At 51.9% G+C, this 16,856-nt stretch carries 23 protein-coding genes; 12 read left to right on the forward strand and 11 right to left on the reverse strand.

The window, feature by feature from the left end:
• The first annotated feature begins 99 nt into the window (after positions 1-99).
• The 5 genes from E3E25_RS06590 to E3E25_RS06610 all read left to right on the forward strand — a co-directional run bounded on the left by E3E25_RS06590 (position 100) and on the right by E3E25_RS06610 (position 2,998).
• Positions 100-696, forward strand: a complete 597-nt coding sequence (locus tag E3E25_RS06590) for a NifB/NifX family molybdenum-iron cluster-binding protein (RefSeq protein ID WP_167892326.1) — start codon at positions 100-102, stop codon at positions 694-696.
• A 56-nt stretch (positions 697-752) separates the two neighbouring features.
• A complete protein-coding gene (locus E3E25_RS06595) occupies positions 753-968 on the forward strand; it encodes a hypothetical protein (RefSeq protein WP_167892327.1) in 216 nt (71 codons plus the stop codon).
• Positions 969-1,023: 55 nt separating this feature from the next.
• Positions 1,024-1,482, forward strand: a complete 459-nt coding sequence (locus tag E3E25_RS06600) for a NifB/NifX family molybdenum-iron cluster-binding protein (protein ID WP_167892328.1) — start codon at positions 1,024-1,026, stop codon at positions 1,480-1,482.
• Between the two features lie 124 nt (positions 1,483-1,606).
• Entirely contained in the window at positions 1,607-2,188 is a 582-nt protein-coding gene (locus E3E25_RS06605; protein WP_167892329.1) for a DUF998 domain-containing protein, read from the forward strand.
• 18 nt (positions 2,189-2,206) lie between these two features.
• Positions 2,207-2,998: an SDR family oxidoreductase gene (locus E3E25_RS06610; RefSeq protein WP_167892330.1), complete on the forward strand. Its 792-nt coding sequence runs from the start codon at positions 2,207-2,209 to the stop codon at positions 2,996-2,998.
• Positions 2,999-3,372: 374 nt separating this feature from the next.
• Here the strand turns inward: E3E25_RS06610 and E3E25_RS06615 are convergent, their stop codons facing one another.
• A complete protein-coding gene (locus E3E25_RS06615) occupies positions 3,373-3,792 on the reverse strand; it encodes a PPC domain-containing DNA-binding protein (RefSeq protein ID WP_167892331.1) in 420 nt (139 codons plus the stop codon).
• Positions 3,793-3,848: 56 nt separating this feature from the next.
• On the opposite strand from E3E25_RS06615, the gene E3E25_RS06620 reads away from it, so the two are divergent.
• Positions 3,849-4,421 carry a hypothetical protein gene (locus tag E3E25_RS06620; RefSeq protein WP_167892332.1) on the forward strand — a complete coding sequence of 191 codons (573 nt, stop codon included), beginning with the start codon at positions 3,849-3,851 and terminating at the stop codon, positions 4,419-4,421.
• Here E3E25_RS06620 and E3E25_RS06625 read toward each other — a convergent pair.
• A complete protein-coding gene (locus E3E25_RS06625) occupies positions 4,418-4,849 on the reverse strand; it encodes a chromate resistance protein ChrB domain-containing protein (RefSeq protein ID WP_167892333.1) in 432 nt (143 codons plus the stop codon). The two genes, E3E25_RS06620 and E3E25_RS06625, sit on opposite strands and share 4 nt — an antisense overlap.
• Before the next feature lie 78 nt (positions 4,850-4,927).
• Complete coding sequence (locus tag E3E25_RS06630) at positions 4,928-5,386, reverse strand: 6-carboxytetrahydropterin synthase (protein WP_167892743.1); 459 nt, start codon at positions 5,384-5,386, stop codon at positions 4,928-4,930.
• A 93-nt stretch (positions 5,387-5,479) separates the two neighbouring features.
• Here E3E25_RS06630 and E3E25_RS06635 point away from each other — a divergent pair, with 93 nt between their 5' ends.
• Entirely contained in the window at positions 5,480-5,836 is a 357-nt protein-coding gene (locus E3E25_RS06635) for a DUF134 domain-containing protein (protein WP_167892334.1), read from the forward strand.
• A 1,416-nt stretch (positions 5,837-7,252) separates the two neighbouring features.
• Here the strand turns inward: E3E25_RS06635 and purB are convergent.
• Positions 7,253-8,608 (reverse strand): adenylosuccinate lyase, encoded by a 1,356-nt coding sequence (gene purB, locus E3E25_RS06640; protein WP_167892335.1) that lies wholly within the window; start codon positions 8,606-8,608, stop codon positions 7,253-7,255.
• A 192-nt stretch (positions 8,609-8,800) separates the two neighbouring features.
• Here purB and albA point away from each other — a divergent pair, with 192 nt between their 5' ends.
• From albA to E3E25_RS06655, 3 genes are all read left to right on the forward strand, one after another.
• Positions 8,801-9,076 (forward strand): DNA-binding protein Alba, encoded by a 276-nt coding sequence (albA, locus tag E3E25_RS06645; protein WP_012571890.1) that lies wholly within the window; start codon positions 8,801-8,803, stop codon positions 9,074-9,076.
• Positions 9,077-9,187: 111 nt separating this feature from the next.
• The gene (locus tag E3E25_RS06650; protein WP_167892336.1) at positions 9,188-9,844 is read left to right on the forward strand and encodes a transcriptional regulator; all 657 of its coding nucleotides are present in this window, start codon (positions 9,188-9,190) and stop codon (positions 9,842-9,844) included.
• 49 nt (positions 9,845-9,893) lie between these two features.
• Positions 9,894-10,427 carry a cyclic nucleotide-binding/CBS domain-containing protein gene (locus E3E25_RS06655; protein ID WP_167892337.1) on the forward strand — a complete coding sequence of 178 codons (534 nt, stop codon included), beginning with the start codon at positions 9,894-9,896 and terminating at the stop codon, positions 10,425-10,427.
• Here E3E25_RS06655 and E3E25_RS06660 read toward each other — a convergent pair.
• Positions 10,417-10,959, reverse strand: coding sequence for an NTPase (locus E3E25_RS06660; protein WP_167892744.1), 543 nt, complete (start codon positions 10,957-10,959; stop codon positions 10,417-10,419). The genes E3E25_RS06655 and E3E25_RS06660 overlap by 11 nt on opposite strands.
• A 55-nt stretch (positions 10,960-11,014) precedes the next feature.
• Between E3E25_RS06660 and mtnA the strand changes: the two genes are divergently transcribed.
• Positions 11,015-12,088, forward strand: coding sequence for an S-methyl-5-thioribose-1-phosphate isomerase (gene mtnA, locus E3E25_RS06665; RefSeq protein ID WP_167892745.1), 1,074 nt, complete (start codon positions 11,015-11,017; stop codon positions 12,086-12,088).
• Here the strand turns inward: mtnA and E3E25_RS06670 are convergent.
• Genes E3E25_RS06670 through E3E25_RS06680 form a run of 3 tightly spaced genes read right to left on the reverse strand, consistent with a single transcriptional unit; the run spans position 12,072 to position 12,956 of the window.
• The gene (locus E3E25_RS06670) at positions 12,072-12,488 is read right to left on the reverse strand and encodes a type II toxin-antitoxin system VapC family toxin (RefSeq protein ID WP_167892338.1); all 417 of its coding nucleotides are present in this window, start codon (positions 12,486-12,488) and stop codon (positions 12,072-12,074) included. The two genes, mtnA and E3E25_RS06670, sit on opposite strands and share 17 nt — an antisense overlap.
• Positions 12,479-12,643 (reverse strand): hypothetical protein, encoded by a 165-nt coding sequence (locus E3E25_RS06675; protein ID WP_167892339.1) that lies wholly within the window; start codon positions 12,641-12,643, stop codon positions 12,479-12,481. Before E3E25_RS06675 ends, E3E25_RS06670 begins: the two co-directional genes overlap by 10 nt.
• Positions 12,644-12,668: 25 nt before the next feature.
• The gene (locus tag E3E25_RS06680) at positions 12,669-12,956 is read right to left on the reverse strand and encodes a hypothetical protein (RefSeq protein ID WP_167892340.1); all 288 of its coding nucleotides are present in this window, start codon (positions 12,954-12,956) and stop codon (positions 12,669-12,671) included.
• Positions 12,957-13,072: 116 nt separating this feature from the next.
• Here E3E25_RS06680 and E3E25_RS06685 point away from each other — a divergent pair, with 116 nt between their 5' ends.
• Positions 13,073-14,209 carry an iron-containing alcohol dehydrogenase gene (locus E3E25_RS06685; protein WP_167892746.1) on the forward strand — a complete coding sequence of 379 codons (1,137 nt, stop codon included), beginning with the start codon at positions 13,073-13,075 and terminating at the stop codon, positions 14,207-14,209.
• An 18-nt stretch (positions 14,210-14,227) separates the two neighbouring features.
• Here E3E25_RS06685 and E3E25_RS06690 read toward each other — a convergent pair whose 3' ends face one another.
• From E3E25_RS06690 to E3E25_RS06700, 3 genes are all read right to left on the reverse strand, one after another.
• The gene (locus E3E25_RS06690; protein ID WP_167892747.1) at positions 14,228-15,718 is read right to left on the reverse strand and encodes an MFS transporter; all 1,491 of its coding nucleotides are present in this window, start codon (positions 15,716-15,718) and stop codon (positions 14,228-14,230) included.
• A 340-nt stretch (positions 15,719-16,058) separates the two neighbouring features.
• Positions 16,059-16,556 carry a putative toxin-antitoxin system toxin component, PIN family gene (locus E3E25_RS06695; protein WP_167892341.1) on the reverse strand — a complete coding sequence of 166 codons (498 nt, stop codon included), beginning with the start codon at positions 16,554-16,556 and terminating at the stop codon, positions 16,059-16,061.
• Entirely contained in the window at positions 16,511-16,813 is a 303-nt protein-coding gene (locus E3E25_RS06700) for a hypothetical protein (protein ID WP_167892342.1), read from the reverse strand. The genes E3E25_RS06695 and E3E25_RS06700 overlap by 46 nt, the downstream gene beginning before the upstream one ends.
• Between the last annotated feature and the right edge of the window lie 43 nt (positions 16,814-16,856).

A 16,856-nucleotide genomic window follows, 5' to 3' on the forward strand; every position in this document is an offset into this window, starting at 1 on the left:
AATGGGGAAGATCGCTGGGGCCCGCGGGATTAGGGCAACCGAAAACTTTAAATGCTGTGCATATGCACAAAATAATAGAACGAAAGTGAGGTGGTTGAGATGAGAATCGCGATACCCACCAATGGAGGGGGACTTGAAGATACCGTCGCCCCTGTTTTTGCCAGGGCACCGGCTTTCCTCATAGCGGATGTTGACGAAAACGGCAACGTCACCAACAGCAAGGTCATCCAGAACGGTGCCGCCATGGCAGGAGGTGGAGCCGGGCCAATGGCCGTCCAGACCTTAATCAACGAGGGCGTCGAAGCGGTGATAGCACCGCAGGTCGGCCCCAACGCCCTCGGAGCCATACAGGCAGCTGGGATAAGGCTCTACCAGGTCGCCCCGGGGACACCCGTTGAAGAAGCAATAAAAGCAGTCGTGAGTGGAAGCGTTGGGCAGTTCACAGCTCCAGTAGCACCGGCTCCGGCAACCCCAACGGTACCAGCTCCGGCCTACGGCCCGTATCCTGCCTACCCGGCCTACCCCGCTTACGGCTACGGCTTTGGCTGGGGCCGCGGTGGCGGCTGGGGAAGAGGCAGAGGCTTTGGAAGGGGATGGGGCAGAGGAGGCAGAGGCTGGGGAGCGAGGCTCGGCTACTGCCCATGGACCGGCCAGCCCAGCAGGAGAACCCTCCGCTGGCTCTACGGCTGGTGGTGAGCCCTTTATTTTTACCTTATGGACATGAGCTTTGAGAACGTATCGGAGGAAGGAGAATGCCAAGAGGAATGGGAAGAGGATACGGCAGGCCGGGGTACGGATTTTACCCGTTCGGGAGCACTTATGGTCTAATCGACCTGCTCTTCCTCATCGGAATCCTGTGCTTCCTGTTCAAGTTGTTCGTCGTGGCGTTTCCATACGCTCTGGGTCTGATAGTACTCTTAGCCCTCAGGTCATTCCTGAGGCCCAGGCCCTGGGGGAGGCCATTTTGAGCGTATGCAAACTTTTTTAAGTTCGGTTTTCCTAATTCTCCAGGAGGTGATGTGAATGAGGATCATAGTCTCAACCGTAAACGGAGGACTCGATGACAGGGTGAACCCGGCATTCGGGAGGACACCAACCTTCACGATAGTTGACGTCGAAAACGGAGAAATAACCGGCGCCCAGGTCGTTCAGAACCCGGGCTACAGCCAACCAAGGGGAGCAGGAGTTACCGCGGCGCAGTTCGTCATAGACAATGGTGCCGATGTGGTTATAGCGGGTCAGTTTGGGCCCAACTCATCGGGAGTACTTCAAGCTGCTGGCATAAGGATGGTCTCGGCCCCGGCCACGATGACCGTCAGAGAAGCCGTCGAAGCCTTCCTGAGGGGTGAGCTCACCGGGGCCGTTTTTGGTCCTGAAGGTGGAGCCGGCGGAGGAATGGGAAGAGGTATGGGACGAGGAATGGGCCGTGGCATAGGAAGGGGCAGAGGCATGGGCAGGGGAACAGGAAGAGTGTACCGGTAAATCTTTTCTTCATGTTTGCTCCTTGTCTCTTCTCCTTTCAACGCATGGAAAGCCATTATAGTGCCTTTTCGGGAATGAGTAACTTCTTATACCTAGAACACGAAGATGCTTGAGGTGGCCGGGAATGAAAAAGGGCCAGCTGTGGGCTGGCATTCTTTCTCCCCCAATAGCCCTTGGCGGGATAGGCGTTGCAATCATGATAAACCGCCCCTGGTGGAGGCTCACGGACAACGCGATAAGCGACCTGGGAAAGGTCGGCCTCCCGTACAGCTGGGTGATGAACGTTCCGTTATTCATCTCCGCGATCCTTGCCATTTATTACGCGGTAGGCCTGTTTGATGAAGTTAAAAACACGGTTTTCAGGCTTGGAATTGCCCTCTTCATTATCGGACTGGCCTTCTTGGCCGGGGTGGCGCTCTTCCCGGAGGGGACTGAGCCTCACTACCACGTCAGCTGGGGTTTCTTTCTGGCCGGAAGCGTCGGGTATCTGATAACAGGAGCCGGCCTATGGCTCGAAGGCATGCGGAAGTTTGGAGCCTTCACGGTTTTGCTTTTCACCGCCGAGGTTCTCCTCGCGAGATGGGCGTTTAATACCTTCAGCGGCGTTGCTATCGCCGAGTTCATTGGAATTTTCGCTATGGTAATCTGGCACTACTCCCTGATGGGAACACTCCTAAAAGCAGGGTTTTTAGGGACTAGGGATTAACAAATAGCGGTGATCGGTATGCTCAGGATAGACCTTTCCGGTAGGTTAGCCTTTACAACGGCCTCAAGCAAAGGCATCGGCTTCGGCGTCGCGAGGGTTCTGGCAAGAGCTGGAGCGGACGTGATACTACTATCGAGAAGCGAGGAAAACCTGAAGAAAGCTATGGAGAAAATTAAAGCCGAGAGCGACGTTGAAGTCCACTACATAGTTGCCGACCTAACCAAGCGGGAAGACCTTGAGAGAACCGTTAAAGAGATTGTGGACATCGGAGAGCCTGATGTATTCTTCTTCTCAACCGGTGGCCCAAAGCCGGGCTACTTCATGGAGATGAATATGGAGGACTGGGAGAAGGCCGTTGAGCTGCTCCTCTATCCAGCGGTTTATCTCACCAGAGCCCTCGTCCCCGCGATGGAGAGAACGGGCTTTGGAAGAATAATCTACTCGACCAGCGTCGCCATAAGGGAGCCGATACCGAACATAGCTCTCAGCAACGTTGTGAGGATTTCAATGGCCGGCTTAGTGAGAACACTCGCGAAGGAGCTCGGGCCGAAGGGCATAACCGTCAACGGCATAATGCCCGGAATAATAAGAACCGACAGGATGATACAGCTTGCAAAGGACAGGGCGGAGAGAGAAGGAAAGACCGTCGAGGAAGCCCTATCCGACTACGCGAAGCCGATACCCCTCGGCAGGCTCGGCGAGCCGGAAGAGATAGGCTACCTCGTCGCCTTCCTTGCAAGCGAGCTTGGAAGTTACATAAACGGCGCCATGATTCCGGTCGATGGGGGAAGACTTAACTCAGTCTTCTGAGGTGGCGTCTCTTTTTTATACTACCCACCGGTCCGGTTCAAAGTGCAGGTGGCGGAGAACAGTCCAAGAAATACTTTTCCCGTGAAGCTCCACGCACCTTCTACTACCTGGCAAGATTCCCTGGAAAATTTTTGCCTTCACGGGAATTTTTGTAGCATTCACTGCATACCTGTTGCCCAAATCGGTGCCTCTGGTGGTAATGGCCTGGATACCCTGAGTGGGATTTGGGATTGTGGTTTTTTGCTCCGCAGTGCTCAGGATAATCAAAAATAAACGTCAGGGGCATAAGCCCTCTTCTCCATAAGTTACTGATGTGTCCCGGCAGGCGTTTACTTTTTTCTCTTGAAAGTCTCACCCTTTAGGGCGGGAGGAGGTCAGACTTCCACGTCCCACAGCGCCAGCCCGTTCTCCTGCGGTTTTCTCTCAAGGAGTTCTCCAAGGAGCTCCTGTATAAAGACCTCAGCCACAAAGACCTCCCCTTCAACGAGATGGCCTCCGTAGAGCATGCCGTCGGAGTCTCCTAAAGCAACGTGAATGTGAGCAAAGGGTTCCCCATCTTTGAGGCTTATGTTTCCCGTCAGGGAGACCAGCTCATAGGTACCCGTCAGCTCGATGACCTTGTATTCCCCGGCTTCCTCATCGAAGTAACCTATTTTCGGGTTTTTCAGACTCCCAATGGCGCTGACGGTTCCAATCAAGACGTTGTTTTTCTTTGCAAACTCGTTTATGAACTTCAGGAGCTCCTCCCCCTCCGGAACCCTGAACAGGAAGTTCCTCCCCCTCGAGAACCTCACGGTACTCACCTCAAAGCTAATAAGCGCACCTCGATTTAACCGTTTGGGTGAAAAGAATGAACATCAAAGGGGCGATAATGAGGGTCTTTCCAGAGATTCCGGAATTCGACGAGGTTGACTTCTCCCAGTACTCAACACCCTACGCGGCGGTGCTAATGGCCTTCTTCGAGAGCGGGAAAAGCGGCTTAAGGGAATTCGAGGAGTTCGTTGAGAGAAACGGCGGAACGAAGGCCGACGTTGGAAGGTTTCTCATCTCAATCTTCCAGTACCTTCTCATCCGGTACCGCCGCTACGGGGATGAAAAGGTCGAAGTGCCGGCGTTTAAGGTCTTTCTGACCCTCAAAGGCTGGCTCAGCGAAAACGGCTTCGAGAACGATTACAGGCGGCTCCTACATTCATTTGTCGGCTACCTCGTGGATATCGCGGAGAAAATTGCGGAAAGGTTCGACTGCGAGCTGGGTTTGGCATACATGAAAACCGCCTACCTGCTAACGATCGAAGCAGAGGAAACCTTCGAGGATGAGTATTTCAGCGAGCTCAAAAAGAAGGCTAGAGAAATGCTTGCAAATGTCTACAAGGCCTGTGGAACCGAGGAGGCACTCCCCGAAAAAAGGGAGAAGGGCTGTTAAGCCTTTTCTTCCTCAATTTGCTTCTTAAAGTAGGCGTACATGGCGTCGTAGAGGTAAAACTCCTTCTCAAGGGTTTCATAGTCATCCTTGCATATCATCCTGTATCCTCTCGCGAGTATATCGAGGGCAACCGCCAGGGGCCAGGGATTCTCAACGTGAGTGTCGGCCTCCCGAACTATCTCGGCAATCTTCAAAACGGCGGGGTCTGTTATGTTGTACTTCTCAACGAAGGCATCGAAGGAGCATTTTCCATCGTGATGACCGAGCTCAACCCCCTTAAAATCAAAGGGTATTCCCTCGGTGATTGTTGCGGGGTCTGTATCGCGGGGCACGAAGATAAACTCCGCCTCGGGGTCAATAAAACGCTTTATAAGCCAGGGACACGCCACGCGGTCAACGTGGACGTGTTCACGGGTCACCCACTTCATAAGATCGCCTCGAAGAAGAGTCGACGTCTTTCTATTTACGGGTTGCGAAAATAGAGAAGACAAAGAACAGCCCAACAGTCACTTCTCAAGGGTTACCTCGGCGTAGCTCCGCGGGTCTTCCCAGATTTTTACACGGATTTTCTCTACGTTATCTCCCGCCTTCTCCGCTATTCTCTCCGCGAACCACTCCGCTATGAACTCTGCCGTAACGTTGGGCTTATCCAGAATAACTGCCTCATCGGCGGGCAGTTCTATATGTTTCCCATTCTTTTCTATGACAATAATGTCCTCTTTCCTCTCCACCACCCAGCTCTCGCTCACGATGATCCTGTGGTCGAGGAGCTTGATAAGCCTGCTGAGGTGGTTGAAGTCAAATATCATGCCGTTCTCATTGAGGTCACCCCATATCTCGACGTCCACGTTGTAAGTGTGCCCGTGTATCCGGAGGCACTTGCTCTCGTAGGGCAGGGCAAGGAAATGCGAGCTGTCAAAGTCCTTGTGCCATCCTATCTTCCTCTCGGTCACGTGAAACCCCATAGCTCTCACCACCGAGGGTTTGATGGAGAGAGTTATAACCCTTACTGGAGGGGAAAGCCTATAAACCCCAGAGCTCAAAGGTCATTGATAGCCATGCCGATGGGAATGGGACCCGGCTGGGGCCGTGGAAGGGGAAGGAGAAGGAAGCTGAGGATGATAGGATTCGTCCCGGAGGTTAGACATTTCTATCCCGCGTTGCCCCCGATGGGCCAGCCCAAGCCACCGATTTTCATGACTTACGAGGAATTCGAAGCCCTTAGGCTGGTGGATCACGAAGGGCTGACACAGGAAGAAGCTGGAAAGAGAATGGGAGTTTCCCGCGGCACCGTGTGGAGGGCGCTGAGCTCCGCAAGGAAAAAAGTGGCCCAGATGCTGGTTGAGGGAAGGGAACTTATAATTTTACCCCAGGGAAACGAGGTCCCAAAAACTCTTGGCGAGGAAGAGTTATAGTTGGTTATTCCCTTAAAAGCAGTTCTTATTGCCGAATATTTGCCAATTCGCCTGTTCTTCTGCCGATTTATAGATTTAGGTTAACCTAATTCACAACTTCCTTTATCTATCAAAGTTTCTAGTGAATTTTTATTATAATAAAAAGTTAATACAAAAATATTAAATATCCTATTAAAATCACTAAGATAAAAAATTATAAAAATCCAATAGTAGATATAAATATAATGAATGTTAAATAAAAGTTTTAAAAACAAATTTATCATGGTAAAAAATCCCAAAAATTTACGATAGTTATTCGGAAAGAGTAGCAAAGTGAACAGCTCTGATGTGACAAGTGCAGTGAACCAGTAAAAAAGAAAAAGAAGGGGGAGTCTATAATAACCATAATGATGAGAAAGTTCCGCTGTAGCTAGTACGAACACCTGCGGGAGTGTTGTTTCTCGCCAGCTTCGAGCGTTATTGCTGTTATTGGACAAGCTTGGAGAGACGTCCGAGAGAGGCCAGCGTTCTCCACTAGACTCCCCCCAGACGTCCCTTGCTGCTACGTCATTACAACTGGATTTTCTATCGGCTGTCCATTCGTTTAAGGCAATTGCTCACTTCATCAGGGGATACACCGGTTTAAGACCTTCAACACCTGCAACGAATTACATAACGGATCTTTTGTTTGAGCGGGCACAGAAATGAGAGATTGGAGCAAACGCGGCGCTATATCTAAGCTCATACTCGCTTGATAATGTATCTTAATGTACGTCGGTTTTGGATATAATGTGCCTTATATCCAAAACTAAGGTACAACAATGTTCATAGAAAGGGCAAAGGATGCGCACGTTTCGCCAGCTCCCAGCGCTTGAATTCTATCCCTCCCACATTCCTAAATCTGCACTGACCAGCGGGTAAGGGTCTCCATCGTGGTAGGGATAACTAAAGACTTAAAACCATAAGGTTCCGCCGTTATTGGGCCCCTACTGTTTTATGAGGGGTCTCGACGAAACCGGGAGTCATGATGCCGGGACTTCGGCGCCACATGTATACCACCTTTAATTGTAATCCCGTTTTGTCCAATAAAAGCCCGATCTTAGAATAAACTTTTGGCACTCTGAGAAGCTCAGTTGATAATGCTCCCCTAGCGCCATCCCACCAGCATGAACACTCCTGCACATCCGTTCCCATTTATATTATGACAAGTGGTCAAAAATCATTAAAATTTAATTTTTTAAATTGTAATTTTTAACTAATATTTAACAATAATAAAAAACAAACATTTAAAATATTAAAAATAAACCTATAAAAACAAGAAATAATTATAATTAAGCTAATAAGTAAAAATTTAGTAAAAAATCTGAGAGTCATTTGATATCACCAGGCCCAGAATCCGAAAAAGAGCATTGTGGCGTTAAATCAAATAAAAAGGGATTAAAGCCCTTCTTTTCGTTCTTTCTCCTCTATATGGGCAATTACGTCATCGACTATCCGCGGTGCCATGCCTATGTAGTTCTCCGGCTTCAGGCTCTCAAAGTCGTCCTCACTGAGGAACTTTCTGACCTCTTTATTCTCCTTCGCGATCTCCATGAGGTCCCTCTTCTCGTAGAACGCCTTCATCGCCAGTTGCCTGACGAGCTCGTGCGCCTCCTGTCTTCCCATCCCCTTCTCCGTCAGCTTCAGCATCAGCGGTTCTGCCATGATGAGGTTGTGAGTCATGTAGAGGTTCCTCTTAATGTTTTCCGGGAAGAACTCCAGGCCTGAGAGGACCTTCTTCATGCTCTTGAGCATCTCGTCAAGCAGGACAAAGCTCTCAGGGAGGATGACCCTTTCAACGGAGGAATTTGTGAGATCCCTCTCGTGCCATAGGGGGTTGTTGAGCAGTGCAGGAATGACGTTGGAGTAGAGAACCCTGGCGAGGCCGCTTACCTTCTCGCTCCGTATGGGGTTCCTCTTGTGGGGCATTGTTGAAGAGCCCACCTGCCTCTTCCCAAAGGGCTCGCTGATTTCAAGTATCTCTGTCCTCTGAAGGTTCCTTATCTCCAGGGCAATTTTGTCAAGAGTCGAGGCGATGAGCGCCAAAACCATCATGAGCTCCGCATAGACGTCGCGCTGGATTATCTGGTTGCTTACCCTGGCAGGTTTTAAGCCGAGGTCTTCCATGACGAGGCGCTGTATCTCAAGCCCCTTACTCCCAAAGCTCGCCATAGTGCCGACGGCGCCGCTCATCTGGCCAACTAAGACTCTTTCCTTCAGCTCCTCTATTCTGTCCAAGTGCCTCTGTATCTCATCCAGCCATATCGCGAACTTCATGCCGTACGTAGTAGGAACAGCATGTTGCCCATGGGTTCTTCCTATGCAGACGGTGTACTTGTGCTCCCCGGCGAGGTTCTTGAGGATTGAGCGGAGCTCTTTAAGATCCTTCTCGATTATCGCAATAGATTCCTTGATGAGAAGAGCGTTGGCGGTGTCTATTATGTCATTGGAGGTGGCGCCGAGGTGGACGTATTTGCCGTGCTCGCCGCAGACCTCGCTAAGGGCCTTGACGACGGCCATTATGTCGTGGTGTATCTCGGCCTCAATCTCCTTGACGCGCTCAAGCTTGACCCAATTTGTGTTCGCCCTCTCGCTTATGACCCGGGCACTTTCTTCGGGGATGTTGCCCACCTTCGCATGGGCCCTCGCCAAAGCGGCCTCAACGTCGAGAAGTTTTTGGAGTTTATTCTCCTCATCCCAGATGCGTCTCATTTCCTCGCTCCCGTAGCGGTAGTCAATCGGATGAACGGCCATATTATCACCAGATCTATGGCAATTTTTAGGCCTTAAAACCTTTCGCTTAACATGAATTTGCAGGAGTGTGGATGAACATTCGATTAATCCATTAAAGCCACAGGATTGTCCAATAAAGCTGGGAAAATACCGAAAAGTATTTAACCGAAACACCACGATAGGCTAACGACAAAATTTCCGGAGGTGCCAGAAATGGCTGAGGAGCACGTCGTCTACATCGGAAAGAAGCCGGTTATGAACTACGTCCTCGCCGTGATAACCCAGTTCAACGAGGGCGCTAAGGAGGTCAGCGTCAAGGCTCGCGGTAGGGCCATCAGCAGGGCCGTTGACGTCGCTGAGATCGTCAGGAACAGGTTCCTCCCAGAAGTCAGGGTCAAGGAGATCAAGATCGGCACCGAGGAGCTCCCGACTGCCGATGGCAGGACCGCAAACACCTCGACCATCGAGATCATCCTTGAGAAGCCGTGAATTTAAGCTTCCTTTCCTTTTACTCTCACGTCTTTCTGTTGACTTCAAGCGAGCTTGAAGCTGTGAAAAGCTTTAATACGTCCGTGCCCTATTCTCCCCAGGTGGCGCCGCTTGGACTATGAGACAATAGACATCCACGATGAGAAGGCAAAGGAGCTTGCTCAGATTCTGATGAACGAAAAAGCGATAGCCATCCTTCATCTCGTGGAAGATCGGGCGCTCTCGATAAGTGAGATATCGCGCGAACTTGACCTTCCAATTTCCACCGTCTCGTATCACATAGACAAGATGCTTAAGGTTGGACTCATCGAGGTGGCCGGGAAAAAGTACGGGAAGAGACTCCAAGAGGTTAAGCTCTACCGAGCCTCCAATAGACCCATTCTCCTCGTCCCAAGGAAGAGCGTAGCCAAGGTTAAGAAGAAGGCCGTTCTTGGCTTTGAGAGGCTTCATGTCATCAGCCTCGGCATAGCCGGGTTGATATCCGCGGGTGTGTACGCAGTATCGCGCAACCTACTGACTCCGATGAACGGTTCAGGATCGAAGATTGCCTACGAAGCCAATAACCTCACCATTATGTCAACGCCAGAAAAGGCTCTGGTACCCATGGCAACTAACACCAGTACCGGGGCGGTGCTTCAGACAACAACATCCATAACCCCAGTTTCTCCTCATGCCCCTGGAAGTTCGAGCCTTCCAGTAATTCTTGCCGTTGCGGCGTTCATCTTAACGTTTCTCCTTGCCTCACACTTCCTGAGGCGCCGTCTTTGAAGAAAGCTTTTTAAGTTTCTCTCCTAACCCCCGTTGGCGAGGTGATAAAATGGCACCTAGGATAGCCGTGGGACAAGTGGTTAAGAGGAAGGCAGTCATCGTCAAGCCGGACGACACCGTCCACAGAGTCGCCAGAATCCTCTCAAAGAACAAGGTAGGGAGTGCCGTTGTGGTTAAGGGCGACGAGATCGTTGGAATAATAACCGACCGCGACATACTCGACAAGGTCGTCGCAAAGGGACGCGATCCGAAGACCGTCAAGGTCGAGGAGGTCATGACCAAGAAGCCAATAACAATCGAGGACGACTACGAGGTTCAGGACGCGATTGACAAGATGATGGACAAGGGCATCAGGAGGCTTCTCGTTACTAGACTGGGAAGGCCGATAGGCTTCGTCACCGCGGCAGACCTTCTAGCTGCGCTCAACACTTACTCCAGCGGAGCCGAGGAGGAGACCAGCGAGGAGACCGAGGTCTACGGCATCTGCGAGCTCTGCGGCCAATATGGCCCGCTCTACAAGGTCTACATCGAGGGCGGCGAGAAGTGGATATGCGAGAGCTGCAAGGACAGCCTCAATCTCTGACTCCCTTCAGTTCTTTCATAACTTCGTCCATTACCTCAGCGAAGACTCTGTTTCTGTTCTCGACGCTCAGCGTGTAGAGCTTTCCAAGGGGGCGGAACTTGTCGGCCATCTTCCTGTGGACAACTGCCAGAAGGGGCTTTTCTGACTTCAGAACTTCCCCCACAACGCGGATGAACTCGTCGCTCTTGTACTCCATCGGGCCGATTTCGTCTATGACAATCAGGTCAGCCTCAACAAGGGCGCGTTTTATCGCCGAAACACCGACGCGGTTTATCTCATCGACGTGAACGACGTACTTCCCGAATGGGACTCCTGGGAGGTGCGAGGTTCCCCTAACGCTGGCCAGGGTTCCCTCCTCTCCGGTGTCGAGGGCAGTGATCTTAAATCCCACGCGCCTTCCTCCCCTCCGCACTTCTCTCGTGATCATCCCGCCGACGAGATAGCCCCAGCGATCGACTTCTTTAGCAACCCGCTCCACGAGCGTTGTCTTCCCGACTCCCGCCGGACCGGTCACGAATATCCTCAGCGTCATTTCAACCACCGAAGGAGATTTAAGTTCCTCCCTTAAACCCTTTGGGGTGATGACTGTGGAGATAAGGTATAGACCTGAGGGACTCACGAGGCTTCCGAGGAGCGTGAGGTATGAGAAGGGAAAGGTTATCATGATCGACCAGACCCTTTTGCCGGGAGAGTTCAAGACGATAGAGCTGGCGACCGTTGACCAAGTCGCGGAAGCGATAGTCACGATGAAGGTCCGCGGTGCCCCGGCGATAGGGGCTTCCGCCGCCTTTGGTTTAGCTCTCTACGCGGACACGACGAAGGCCAAAACCAAGGACGAGTTCATGGACGGATTTTACTCGGCCTACGACAGGCTCAAGAACACGAGGCCGACGGCTGTAAACCTCTTCTGGGCCCTCAACAGGATAAAGAAGCTCGTGGAGGAAAACCTTGAGAGCCCGCTCGACGAGATTAAGAGGCTCATCGTCACGGAGGCGCAGAAGATAGCGGACGAAGACGTTGAGGCCAACCTCAGAATGGGGCACTACGGAGCCGAAGCCCTGCCTGAGGGGAACGTTCTCACCCACTGCAACGCGGGAAGCTTGGCAACCGTCCAGCTCGGAACCGTTGGAGCTGTCCTCAGGGTCATGCACAGGGACGGAAACCTGAAGCTCCTCTGGGTGGACGAGACGAGGCCCGTCCTCCAGGGCGCGAGGCTTTCCGCGTGGGAGTACCACTACGACGGCATTCCGCTAAAGCTGATAACCGACAACATGGCCGGCTTTGTGATGCAGCAGGGGAAGGTTGACGCGATAATAGTTGGCGCTGACAGGATAGTGGCCAACGGGGACTTCGCCAACAAGATTGGCACCTACACTTTGGCAGTTTTGGCGAAGGAGCACGGGATACCGTTCTTCACGGTCGCGCCGCTGTCAACGATTGACATGAGCCTCAAGAGCGGAAAGGAGATACCCATAGAGGAGAGAAAGCCCGAGGAAGTCCTCACCTGCGGTGGCTGTAAGATTGCCCCCGATGTGGACGTCTACAACCCGGCCTTCGACGTCACGCCCCACAAGTATCTCACCGGAATAATCACGGATCAGGGCGTCGTTTATCCACCATTCGAGAGGAATTTGAAGAGGCTGTTCAAGGAAGAACCGTGAAACCTTCCTTTTCCGCGGCGGTTTTCAATTTTTCATCGAATGTAACGAAAACCGAGGCCTCATCTTTAATCCTTAGAGCAGATGCAAGTTGCAGGGAATCCAGGGTTTTAAGTCCATGTTTAAGAACAAGGGAGGTCGCAAGGCTTATGGTCTCGCTTGAGATTGTAACGACCACATAGTTTTCAAGATCAGAATAAAACCTTTCAAGAACCCAATCAAGCTTGCGTTTTGTGAGTTCCCCACTAAGAAATCGCCTGTTTAGTGCCGACGTCATCTCAAGTATGGCCAGCTCAGAAATAGCCACGACATAAGTTTCCATGAGCTCGTTAACGATAGAACTTCCGCGTTCGATATGGTAACGTTTCACAAGCGCGCTGGTATCAAAAAACGCTACCTCCACTCCTCATCCCTCTCTCTGAGAATCTCACCGCTAAGTTCGCCCTTGACGGATTTCAAAATCTCCCTAACTTCATCGATTGAAGGAGCTTTTTTCAAGAACCTTTTCAGGTGGGGGTAGGTTATCATGAGCTGAACGCGCCTCGCTGAGAGGGGCATGGCATCACCGATTAAAGTTTAGCCATCAACCAATAAAATGTTTTCCCCAGAGCATCCCTCTAAGCTGTTCCAAGGGAGACCTCTTTTCCTCAACGACCTCCTCAACAAAAACGCCCTTTATCTCCCCGATTTCTTCCTCTATGGCCGGCAGGAGGAGGCCGAGAAGCTCAAGGGGTTCCAGACAGGAGCAGCCCGTAGAGTATTCAAAGGGCTTGCCTAAGAGTTCGACCCTAAGGGAGATGCCATCTCCGGTCTTTAGAATCTCAAAGGGCGCGGTAACCTTCTCGCCGATAATCTTGCCCCTCACAAGCATCGAATATAAGCTAAAACGGCAAAAATTAAAGAATTTCCTTACCGAAAGGTTTCAAACCTCAGGTTTTCTCCGAGAACGTTAAAAGCCTCCGCGCACAATCTTCACCGGTGATGCCAATGTTCTGGCTGAAAACGAGACTCATCGAGGGTGAGGGCTCCCTTGAAACGCTGAAGATGGAAGCAAGGGGGCACGAGCGCGTTCTTATCCTAGCTTCCCGTTCGATGAAGAGGCACGGCTTCCTGAGCGAGGCCGAGGACTACGTGAAAGAGTCCGGAGCGGAGGTCTTCTCGATAGCCGGCCTTCCGGCGGAGCCAAGCGTCGAGGTCATAGAGGAGTTTCTGCCGAAGGTGAGGGAGTTCGGACCAGACCTTCTGGTTGCCCTCGGTGGAGGAAGCGTCATCGACACGACGAAAGCCCTTAAGGTCTTCTACGATGCCCCCGAGCTGAACTTCGAGGAGATAGCCTTCATAGACAGGTTTTCGAAGCCGAAGCCGGTCCCCAGGCTGAGGACTAGGCTGATAGCGATACCCTCAACGAGCGGAGCCGGAAGCGAGGTTTCCGGGGCGAGTGTGCTGAAAAAAGGCGGCGTCAAATACAACATAGTCACCCCCGAGATAGCACCCGACGTTGCCATACTCGATCCCCGCCTGCCAAGAACGATGCCCCCTGAAATCGCGAGGAATTCCGGCCTTGACGTCCTCGTCCACGGGATAGAGGCCTACACGACGAAAGTTGCCAACCCCTTCAGCGACGCCATGGCGATCAAGGCGATAAAGACCGTCTATCGGTGGCTTCCTCTCTCGGTCAAAGGCGACGAGGAGGCAAGGGCAAGAGTTCACTACGCGGCAACTATGGCAGGCATTGCTTTCCTCAACGCGCGCCTTGGCCTATGCCACGCGATGAGCCACAAGGCAGCGTGGATTGGCCCTCATGGACTCCTCAACGCGATATTCCTTCCCTACGTGATGGAGTTCAACGCAGAGATAAGCGACTACGCGAGGAAACGCTACGCGGAGATAGCGAGGGAGCTTGGCTTCCAGAATGCCAAAGACCTCATTGAAGTGGTTAAAGAACTCAACGAGATGCTCGGCGTTCCAAAGCTGGGCGAGCTGGTTGATGAGGAGACCTTCGCCGAGAGGGTCGAGGAGATGGCAGAAAAAGCCTACCGCGACGGGCTTATAGCTTTCAACCCTGTTGAGCCGAAGCCGGAAGAGATAAGGGAGCTGTACCTTAGGGCATACCGGGGAGAATAAAAGGGACAAAAAAAGAAATCAGCTAACCTTTATTTCCCTCTCCCCTTCATTTTCGACCTCATGTATCTTTCCGCCCTTCATAACCTCCACGATGGCAAGGCTCAGCAGAGCGAGGAAGAGGTAGACGAGGGCTGAAGTCCCGAAGAGCACCTCGTAGGCCTTGGTCGTTGGCACCTTTATCTGCACCCAGCTCGGAGCACCCGGCGGGTGGAAGAGGATGTAGTAGGTGCTCATTATCGTGCCCGCTATTGCAGGGCCCCAGGTGGAGCCGAAGTTCCTGAAGAGGCTGTTCGCTCCCGTCGCTATTCCCATGACCCTCGGCGGGACACTGAAGACGAGCACGTTTATGAGCGAGATGTTCATCAGCGTTATTCCCGCGCCAACGTAGGTTATCAGACCAACGAAGGCCCAGAGGTGGTTCGGCGGAAGGTTCGGGGCGTACTTCGCGAGTATCCCAAGTCCGGAACTTGCTATCAATGCGCCGGTTATGGCGAGGGGTTTTGCCCCAACTCTCGGCATTATCCTGCCGGCGAGGGGAGCTATGATGAGCATGACGCCGGCCATAGGGGTCATGAGCATGCCGCTTTCGAGTATGGTCTTGCCGAAGCCGTACGGCGGCTTCATCTGGAAGATGTAGGTGTTGGCCTGGCTCATCATGGAAATGCCGAAGGCCGCGAACATTATGCCGAGGTTCACTATGGCCGGGTTTCTGGAGGATATTATGTCGAGCGGTATCAGCGGGTTGTCTGCTCTCCTCTCCCAGAGGAGGAGCAGAAAGGCACCGACTAGCGAGACCGCAAAAAGGAGGAGCGTTTCCTCCGCCTTCCAGCCGACGGTAGGTGCCCTCGTCACGGCAACCAGAGCCGGCACGACGGCCCAAATCAGGAAGAGAACGCCGGGCCAGTCGATCTTCCCTGGATTCACGTAACGGCTCTCACGGAGGATTTTCCAGGCGAGGATGAACATCAAAACCGCAAAAGGCGCCGCCGAGTGGTACGTCCAGCGCCATCCCCAGTTCTGGGTAACGTAGGCACCCAAAGGAAGCGCAATAACCATACCCACTGCAAACATGGCGCTTATCATTCCCTGAACCTGGGGCACCATCTCCGGGGGGAACTCCTCACGGACGAGGGAAAAGGCGAGGGGAAATATTGCCATGCCGAAGCCCTGTATCGCCCTCGTGAAGAGGAGCCACTGGAAGCTCGGTGCAAAGCCGTTGAGGATAACGCCGAGCGTGTAAAATCCCAAAGCAACCAAGAACATCTTCTTTTTGCCGTACATATCGCCGAGCTTTCCAAATAAAGCCACGCTCACCGTTCCGACGAGGAGGTAGATTGTGAGAATCCAGCTGACGTCGTTGGGGTTTATGGCAAACTCCCTCTGGATGGTGGGCAGCGCTGGGGTGAGCATCGCCTCGGTGTACATGACGAGGAGCGGGAGGATAACAACGACGAGCATCGCCTTTTTTGCATAGCTCAGGTCGTAGGTTTCGCCCTTTCTCTCAACCATCACTTTCCATCACCGATGTATCGGACGATATATCGCTTATAAAGTTAGCGGTAGGGAGTATAAACTCTTGGGACAAACCAGAAGATGGGTGGATGCATGTCTGAGTAATATCAGGAGGTTGGCCGGAATCCTCGGCAGGGAGAGAGCGAGAGAGGTGGGAGAGTACTTGAAGAAACTCAACGAGAGGTTTTAGGCCATTAATGAACGCTTTGGAGATGCTCTTGTGCTCGTGCTCACCTCAATCGGGACATTCTCCCGAAGGCCTCGTCCTTTAGGGCAGGGGTGGGTGGATATTGGATAATATTGGAACGAAGAGTTAGGGATTTTGGCGCTTTAGGTTTTATTCTTTATTGTGCATCATTAGGAACTCTTTGGGAGTGAGGATGTAGAATTCGTGGCCGTCCAACTTGAATTTTTTGTTCTTGTTCCTAATTTTCAGCAGGTGTTTTCGATCATATGTTATCAGGAACTCAGCCTTTGAGTTGTAGACCACGTCGAGGAATGGAACGTCCCTCGGATCATAAACCGTCTCAAGGAGGGCCTTTGAGTTTTTAAAAGATCTTTTTATGGCTACTCTTGTGGACATTGCCAGAACGGCGTCGATTCTTATCCGTGAGATTGCAGGCGGAATTCGCTTGGCAACTTTTGGATACGCTGTTACCCTGTAGTACTCGCTTTTAGTTGAACCTGAATAGTAGTGCCGGACTTTTCCCTCTGCAAGAAGTCTTACCACGTCGAAAGCATGGCCTTTCGGAGAAAGGAGTGCAGCTATTAGAACTGAAGTGTCAATGACTATTCGAGGCCGAGTTCCTTCAGCTTTTTCTCTATTCTCTGCCATTTCCTTATCTCCTCCCTGGCCTCGTAGTAAAGCCTGACTGCGTCCTCTTCATTCATTGCAGGTTCCTCATTACTCCACTCCTCAATGATTTTTTTGGCCTTTTCCTTCGTCACTTTTGTTCGGGTCTTTTTGAGCTTCTCAAGGTTGGCCTTCCACTCGTAATACTCAAGGAGCTCCTTTGGGGAGACCCCAACGGCCTTGGCAACTTCCTCTATAAGGAGCCTTACACCCTCTGAATTCCTCACGCTGACGGCCATTCATCACACCTTGAAGAAGTTGAAGAAAAGGAATGTTATTAAC

The organism is Thermococcus sp. MAR1 (genome assembly GCF_012027305.1).
Classification (GTDB): Archaea; Methanobacteriota_B; Thermococci; order Thermococcales; family Thermococcaceae; genus Thermococcus.